General features: G+C 50.6%; 7 protein-coding genes, 1 pseudogene and 1 CRISPR repeat array. Of the genes and pseudogenes, 3 read left to right on the top strand and 5 right to left on the bottom strand.

All coding sequences use genetic code 11. The features are described 5' to 3' along the window. Window positions 1–27: 27 nt before the first annotated feature. The gene (locus MJ769_RS02855; RefSeq protein WP_239234337.1) at window positions 28–186 is read right to left on the bottom strand and encodes a hypothetical protein; all 159 of its coding nucleotides are present in this window, start codon (window positions 184–186) and stop codon (window positions 28–30) included. A gap of 305 nt (window positions 187–491) precedes the next feature. On the opposite strand from MJ769_RS02855, the gene MJ769_RS02850 reads away from it, so the two are divergent. Continuing rightward, a complete protein-coding gene (locus tag MJ769_RS02850) occupies window positions 492–1,172 on the top strand; it encodes a VIT1/CCC1 transporter family protein (RefSeq protein ID WP_239234336.1) in 681 nt (226 codons plus the stop codon). Between the two features lie 120 nt (window positions 1,173–1,292). On the opposite strand, the gene MJ769_RS02845 is transcribed toward MJ769_RS02850, so the two are convergent. Together MJ769_RS02845 and MJ769_RS02840 are read right to left on the bottom strand one after the other, a co-directional pair. After that, a complete protein-coding gene (locus MJ769_RS02845; protein ID WP_239234335.1) occupies window positions 1,293–2,459 on the bottom strand; it encodes an IPTL-CTERM sorting domain-containing protein in 1,167 nt (388 codons plus the stop codon). A 139-nt stretch (window positions 2,460–2,598) separates the two neighbouring features. Next, a pseudogene (locus tag MJ769_RS02840) lies at window positions 2,599–3,107 on the bottom strand (CRISPR-associated endonuclease Cas1). A gap of 76 nt (window positions 3,108–3,183) precedes the next feature. On the opposite strand from MJ769_RS02840, the gene MJ769_RS02835 reads away from it, so the two are divergent. Both MJ769_RS02835 and MJ769_RS02830 read left to right on the top strand, forming a co-directional pair. After that, on the top strand, window positions 3,184–3,489 hold the full coding sequence (locus MJ769_RS02835; RefSeq protein WP_239234334.1) for a ribbon-helix-helix protein, CopG family: 306 nt from the start codon (window positions 3,184–3,186) through the stop codon (window positions 3,487–3,489). Continuing rightward, the gene (locus MJ769_RS02830) at window positions 3,489–3,851 is read left to right on the top strand and encodes a type II toxin-antitoxin system PemK/MazF family toxin (protein WP_239234333.1); all 363 of its coding nucleotides are present in this window, start codon (window positions 3,489–3,491) and stop codon (window positions 3,849–3,851) included. The genes MJ769_RS02835 and MJ769_RS02830 overlap by 1 nt, the downstream gene beginning before the upstream one ends. Here the strand turns inward: MJ769_RS02830 and MJ769_RS02825 are convergent. Together MJ769_RS02825 and MJ769_RS02820 are read right to left on the bottom strand one after the other, a co-directional pair. Next, on the bottom strand, window positions 3,848–4,003 hold the full coding sequence (locus tag MJ769_RS02825; RefSeq protein WP_239234332.1) for a hypothetical protein: 156 nt from the start codon (window positions 4,001–4,003) through the stop codon (window positions 3,848–3,850). The two genes, MJ769_RS02830 and MJ769_RS02825, sit on opposite strands and share 4 nt — an antisense overlap. Continuing rightward, complete coding sequence (locus tag MJ769_RS02820; protein ID WP_239234331.1) at window positions 4,000–4,197, bottom strand: hypothetical protein; 198 nt, start codon at window positions 4,195–4,197, stop codon at window positions 4,000–4,002. The genes MJ769_RS02825 and MJ769_RS02820 overlap by 4 nt, the downstream gene beginning before the upstream one ends. 140 nt (window positions 4,198–4,337) lie before the next feature. Next, window positions 4,338–5,565: direct repeats of the CRISPR family, unit length 28 nt; unit sequence TTTCTAAGCTGCCTGCGCGGCAGCGAAC. Window positions 5,566–5,591: the final 26 nt, after the last annotated feature.

Raw genomic sequence — 5,591 nt, 5'->3', positions numbered from 1 at the left:
CTAAAAACCTGTCAAGTGTTTTCTTGATTATTTATAGGGGTGAGTAGTTACGCTTGTTTTATCTATCCGACCACATCCCAGTTCGTGTACTTCGGCGGCATGCTCAGACATCAGTGATTTTTCCACCACTCCCATATCCTCATGCTTCGCCAGTTCTCGAAATTTTGAATTAAGGTGCTGACGCAATACTCCAATATCTCTTCTTTCATATTTTCGGGATCAGCACCTCATGAGATTTGCTATCCTTCCTCAATATATGCGAGCCACTGTTACTCTTTAATTTGTGAATCTCCTTCGTCTTTTGGTCGAGACTCGGAGAGATTCAATCCGATCGTGGCATAGGTCAAACCTTGATGAGCCCCTCGGCAGAGCTGGGGATTTACCCTACTGAATTAATGAATCATGACAGTCAAAAAATGTATCCCCTCACAAACCTCTTGATTTAACATGCATCATTTCTCAATAACGTTATAAATATGCGATCACGCCATATGGAAAGACATCTCGCTGGACAAACTGGCTGGCTCCGCCCTGCAGTGCTAGGCGCAAACGACGGTATCGTTTCTACAGCAAGCTTGGTAATCGGTGTTGCAGCTGCACATGCAACCCACGACAGCATATTGCTCGCGGGCGTGGCCGGTCTTGTCGCAGGAACCATGTCTATGGCTGCAGGCGAGTACGTATCTGTCCACTCACAGGCAGACTCCGAACAGGCTGACATTGAGCGTGAACGAAAAGAACTCGAAACAAATGGCCCAGGAGAGCACAAAGAGCTAGCAGCAATCTATGTCGGCCGCGGCCTTGATCCTGCACTGGCAAAACAGGTAGCCGATCAACTCATGGCACATGATGCGCTTGGTGCTCATACTCGCGACGAACTTGGGATAACTGAAGCGCAAAATGCGCGTCCACTTCAAGCCACCTTTGCTTCAGCAGCCAGCTTCGCTGTTGGTGCAGGCATGCCTCTCATAGTCACAGTATTTGCTCCGGAAGCAAGTCTAATTCCTATCATCTCTGTGACTACACTGATGTTCCTTGCACTTCTGGGTGGTGTGGCTGCGAAGGCCGGTGGAGCGCGAGTGACCGTAGGTGCAATACGCGTTACATTTTGGGGTGCTTTAGCTATGGGATTAACAGCTATTGTTGGGGCACTGTTTGGAACAGCTGTATGAGCTCAGACTGTCCATTGGAAACACGAGTCTATTAATACCGACAAAGACAATAAGTTGATGAAGTATTAAATTTGTTGTTTATTATTAACCAAGTAATCTGACCCAATATTCCACAGCTGCCTAACAAATAATGGGGTTACGTTTTCGAGCTCGCCTCATTCCAATCAATCCGACCAAAGTTCCAAGCGCCATCAAACCATAGTCAGAAAGCGTCGGGATGCTTGTCGGGATGCTTGTCGGAATGGTTGTCGGGATGGTCGCAGGTGGATTAGGTCCTCCCACAAACTGACCAAAAGCAAAGGGGGCACTACCGACCCCCACCGTAGCTACCACGGTGTTCGTGCTGGTATCAATAACCGATACGGTGTTGGGGTTAGCATTGGCGACATACACCCGAGTACCCGCTGGATTGACTGTAACGCCTAATGGCTGGCCACCGACCCCCACCGTAGCCACCACGGTGTTCGTGCTGGTATCAATAACCGATACGTTATCGGAGCCACTGCTGGCGGCATATACACGAGCACCCGCTGGATTGACTGCAACGCCAAATGGAGAGTCACCGACTCCCACCGTAGCCACCACAGTGTTCGTACTGGTATCAATAACCGATACGTTATCGGAGCCATTGTTAGTGACATACACCCGAGTACCCGCTGGATTGACTGCAACACCATATGGAAAGTCACCGACTCCCACCGTAGCCACCACGGTGTTCGTGCTGGTATCAATAACCGATACGTTACCGGAGTCATTGTTAGTGACATACACTCGAGTACCCGCTGGATTGACTGCAACGCCAGTTGGAAAGTCGCCGACTCCCACCGTAGCCACCACAGTGTTCGTGCTGGTATCAATAACCGATACAGTGCTGGAGCCACGGCTGGCAGCATATACACGAGTACCCGCTGGATTGACTGCAACGCCAAAGGGGCTACTACCGACCCCCACCGTAGCCACCACGGTGTTGGCACTGGTATCAATAACCGATACGTTATCGGAGTCATTGTTAGTGACATATACACGAGAACCCGCTGGATTGACTGCAACGCCTACTGGCCGGATACCAACCGGCACCGTAGCCACTACAATGTTCGTGCTGGTATCAATAACAGATACATCATTGGATCCAAAGTTGGAAATGTACGCAAACGGGGCTGCATAAGCTGCCCCTCCCAATGCCGCCAATAAAACACCGACGAGCGATGCGCGGATCAATCTATTCAATACTACCCAATACTGAAGCGGAACCAGTTGCCGCATACATTCCTTGAAAATAAAGTCCATACTTTTATCTCCCTCAAAATATTTTTAGAATCGCATTCAAATGATTGATAATAATATAAATAATAAAATAATGTAATTTTTTTCTGTAAATTTGGGACAACTGGTTTTGGTCTGTTCAGAATTTGCAGCGCTCAGAATTTCATGGCCAGGTAGATTTTTGCTGTAATCCACTTCTGATCTCTTTCGACCAGGATCGCACTTTCCAAGCGCAAGCAACTGGCCGATTACGTAATGAGTTGAAGAGTGTTTCAACTGTTGCTGTGAGTGCACGGCTACCTTCTTCATCCCCTGCTTCATGCGCGCCGCGCATCAAGATTTGGCGGCTATTTCGTAACTTCCCGGCAATCGCACTTTGCGCAATGCCCAGCGCAAATTTTTTATCCAGCGCCAAGCGATGCTGTGCCTGCCGTAGCAGGATATTGCCAGATATCGGACCTTCAAGATGTGCCTTGAACCGTCCTTGGTTATTCAGCAAAACAGACTAATTCCGTCATCCGCACAGCGATGCATCAACGCAAGGGAAAGCATGATATTACCCAGACATACCACACTGCCCAGATGATGCAGCGGCATCTGCAATTTTTTCTCGCGCTCCACATCCACCCGTAGTGTTTCATTCTCCAGATGGAGATAGGCATTTTGGGTCATCACATAAAGTGTATTTTTAATTGTGCGCATTTTGTGTTACATTTTGTATACCGTAATTATTTACAAAAAGGCCATCATGGGAACACTCAATTTACGCTTGCCGGACAATTTGGATCGGCAATTAACTGCGTTGGCGGCGCAAACAAACCAGAACCGCTCTGCGTTGGCACGGGCGGCGTTGGAGAAATTCTTGCGAGAGCACGAGCGCGAACAATTGCTGACCGGAATGATTGAGGCCGCCAAATTTTTAGCCACCAATGCCGAAGCCCGTGCAGAAAGTATGGCCATCGCCGAAGAATTTGAATTTGCGGATAGCGAGGCACTCGATATTGCAGAAGGGCGTAAGCCGGGTGATCCAGAACCTGAACAGTGGTGGAAATAATGCGGCGCGGCGAAATTTGGCTGGCAAGGCTCAACCCAAACACGGGCGCAGAAGCTGGAAAAGTACGGCCAGTGCTGATTCTGCTCAACGATGTTTTGCTTGTTACCGGAATGAGTCCGGTGTTGTGCATACCGTTGACCAGCAAATTGTACAAAAATTTGTCGGGGTTGCGTCTTAAAATCACGCCTCGCGGTCGCTTGCTTAAACCGTGTTACGCTATGCCGGAACAGGCGCGCGCGCTGGATCTGAATCGCTTCGGGAATGCCGCGCTGGCCACTTTGACGCATGAAGAAATGATACAAGTCGAAAGACTTTTTATTGCCACTTGCGGCATGGTGCAATATCTCACTCCACCACATTAAATAACTCCTCGCGCAAAGACTTCAACCTGTGACGTTTCGCCAGCACATCGGGCAAACCACTCATGCGCCAGCCCGCGCTCGGTCACGGTTGTTTTGCCCGCGCCGTTCGGCCCCGCCACTAGCAACAAACGCGGTTGCTCGGCCAATATCATGATGCAGCCGCAGCATCTCTTGCGCGCGCTTCACTCACCGCTTCAGCTAACTTGCGGCGCATCCAGTCATCAGACTCCCGCTTGCGCGCCATTGCAGAATCACGTGCCTCGCTCATCACCTCGGACAATTCTTCGTCTGTAGGCTCGGTATCAGCCATCAATGGGTTGCGTTTTGAATTAGGTAAATTAGCCATACAAACCTCCTCCTGGTTATGTTTTTTATGAGTGGCGTAGGATAAACAATGTCATAGGTGCAGAGCCAAGCTTTCAACGCCTTTTCTAGCACCTGTTAAAAATGAAACCCAAAAATCTCATCAACGAATAACGCGTTGTCCATCTAAGCTGCCTGCGCGGCAGCGAACGACCCGATTCAGCAAGAGCAGGCTAGACTAAATTTCTAAGCTGCCTGCGCGGCAGCGAACCGTGCTCAAGATCGAATAGTTCCTTTGATAGATTTCTAAGCTGCCTGCGCGGCAGCGAACCTGGTGCTGGCGCAACAGCTGCGGGGATTGCTTTTCTAAGCTGCCTGCGCGGCAGCGAACGAAAGTAGCGGGGCCATCAAAACAATTGTTGATTTCTAAGCTGCCTGCGCGGCAGCGAACGATGATATCGTCGGCGCGGCAACCGCCGGAATTTTCTAAGCTGCCTGCGCGGCAGCGAACGGATAGCTGGACCAGTGCGGCAAATGTTTGGCTTTCTAAGCTGCCTGCGCGGCAGCGAACTGCAATGTGTTTCGTCCATCTCGGACTCATCATTTCTAAGCTGCCTGCGCGGCAGCGAACAAAAGCTCAAGCAAAAAATCACGCATAATGCATTTCTAAGCTGCCTGCGCGGCAGCGAACGCACGGATGATGGATCGTCCTGCGCGGTTTCATTTCTAAGCTGCCTGCGCGGCAGCGAACGTGCCGATGTGGCGCAAGCGCACACACCTTGATTTCTAAGCTGCCTGCGCGGCAGCGAACTTCAGCGTCCACCCATCATCAGCCGAGTATTCTTTCTAAGCTGCCTGCGCGGCAGCGAACAGGGCCGTCGGCGCAGCACCGGTGGCAGTGCTTTTCTAAGCTGCCTGCGCGGCAGCGAACAAAAACAGACACAGACACCGTGCATTACGATATTTCTAAGCTGCCTGCGCGGCAGCGAACTGCCATGAGCGACTGAGGCACGAAGGCGCTTTTTTCTAAGCTGCCTGCGCGGCAGCGAACCGTGCTAATGTCACTGATGAAGCTAAGTTAAATTTCTAAGCTGCCTGCGCGGCAGCGAACACTTTGCTCTTAAATCGTCGCCTGACGTATCATTTCTAAGCTGCCTGCGCGGCAGCGAACGCCCAACAGTGCGTAAGAAGCCGCCAATAAAATTTCTAAGCTGCCTGCGCGGCAGCGAACCACAACGCCTTGCGCCTGCCATGCCTGCATCATTTCTAAGCTGCCTGCGCGGCAGCGAACTAATTTTAGGGTTCTTGTACACACATATAAAATTTCTAAGCTGCCTGCGCGGCAGCGAACCAAGAACGAAACAAGGCTATCCCAGCGCCGTATTTCTAAGCTGCCTGCGCGGCAGCGAACTAATTTTAGGGTTCTTGTACACACAT

Origin of the sequence: Candidatus Nitrotoga sp. BS (assembly GCF_927797785.1) — a bacterium.
Taxonomy (GTDB): Bacteria; Pseudomonadota; Gammaproteobacteria; order Burkholderiales; family Gallionellaceae; genus Nitrotoga.
This window is presented reverse-complemented; position numbering and strand designations above follow the sequence as displayed.

Bases quoted from the DNA above. Each gene is read 5' to 3' on its own strand.
- MJ769_RS02850 (WP_239234336.1), top strand. From the start codon at position 492: ATGGAAAGACATCTCGCTGGACAAACTGGCTGGCTCCGCCCTGCAGTG.
- MJ769_RS02845 (WP_239234335.1), bottom strand. From the start codon at position 2,459: ATGGACTTTATTTTCAAGGAATGTATGCGGCAACTGGTTCCGCTTCAG.
- MJ769_RS02835 (WP_239234334.1), top strand. From the start codon at position 3,184: ATGGGAACACTCAATTTACGCTTGCCGGACAATTTGGATCGGCAATTA.
- MJ769_RS02830 (WP_239234333.1), top strand. From the start codon at position 3,489: ATGCGGCGCGGCGAAATTTGGCTGGCAAGGCTCAACCCAAACACGGGC.
- MJ769_RS02825 (WP_239234332.1), bottom strand. From the start codon at position 4,003: ATGATATTGGCCGAGCAACCGCGTTTGTTGCTAGTGGCGGGGCCGAAC.
- MJ769_RS02820 (WP_239234331.1), bottom strand. From the start codon at position 4,197: ATGGCTAATTTACCTAATTCAAAACGCAACCCATTGATGGCTGATACC.